1 protein-coding gene is annotated in these 1,161 nt (G+C 61.1%); it reads right to left on the bottom strand.

Annotated features, from left to right (window positions below; all coding sequences use genetic code 11):
• Nucleotides 1–122: 122 nt before the first annotated feature.
• Nucleotides 123–1,161, bottom strand: a 1,039-nt coding sequence (locus tag G8O24_RS42455) for an IS5 family transposase (RefSeq protein ID WP_188108406.1), incomplete at its 5' end; no start/stop codon positions are given.

Here is a 1,161-nt window from a genome sequence, read left to right as displayed (position 1 = left end):
CAGTTTGCTGAAAAACCTCGAAGTGGAGAGTTTTCTTAGTTGTGGCCGGTCGTTGTTGGGGGGCCTCGGTGAGGTTGGATGTGGTTTTCCAGCCTGGTGTTGGTGCCCCCTGACGCGGGTGGCTAAGCGGCAAGCAGTTTGGGGATGCGGATCAGGTTGTAGGCGATCAGATTGAGCAGGAAGTCGGCGGCGACGCGAGCGATGCCGCGATGTTTGGTCTTGCGCATGGTACCGTGCTGTTTGCCCCATCCGAAGATGCACTCGATCATCGCCCGGCGTGATTGCGACATGCCGTATCCCGGATGCCGCGTGGTTCGTTCGTCGATGGCGCTGTTGCGGGTCTTGCCGGTTTTGGTGACGGCCTGGTTCTGTGTCACATGCGGCGTCACGCCAATGGCACGAAGATTGGCGACATGATCGGCGGTATCGTACGCCTTGTCCTCACCGGCGGTGATGCGGCGGCCTGCGGCTTTGCGCCTCGCCTTCAGCATCGTCTCCGAAGCCCGACGTTCGGCAGTGCCATTGGCATGCGTGACCTTGCCGGCCACCGCCAGCCCATGCCGGTTCTCCATGGTGGCGTGGCCCATATAGCAAAGCCTGGCCTCCCGTCCGGCCGCCTTGCGATAAAGCCGGCTGTCCGGGTCGCTGGTACTCGCATGGGTATCGTTCTTGCGCTTCTGGCCGTGGAAGTTGGCGCCGTCATCATCGTCGCCGCTGCCGTCCTTCGGGCGAAAGCTCTTCTGTGAAGCCCAAGCTTCGATCAGCGTTCCATCTACCGAAAAGTGCTCGTCCGACAGCAGCGGCTTGACCTGCGGATGGTTCAGAAGCCGGGTCATGAACTTCGTGAACACATCGCCGCTCTGCAGTCGCTCCCGGTTCTTGGTGAAAACGGTCGGGGCCCACACCGGATCGTCCGGCGACAGGCCCACGAACCAGCGGTACAAAAGATTGTAGTCCAGTTGCTCCATCAACTGGCGTTCCGAGCGGATCCCGTAGAACACCTGCAGCAGCAGGGCGCTCAGCAATTGCTCCGGAGGGATCGAGGGACGTCCCTCGCTGGAGTAGAGCTTCCCAAGACTACGGTCCAAATCACTCAAAACATCCCGAACGAGTTCCCGCACCTTCCGGAGCGGATGGTTGGCTGGCACACGCTTATCCGGC

Source organism: Bradyrhizobium campsiandrae, from assembly GCF_014529705.1.
In the GTDB taxonomy this organism is placed as follows: domain Bacteria; phylum Pseudomonadota; class Alphaproteobacteria; order Rhizobiales; family Xanthobacteraceae; genus Bradyrhizobium; species Bradyrhizobium campsiandrae.
Note: the sequence above shows the minus strand (reverse complement) of the source record. Positions and strands in the feature narration are given on the sequence as shown.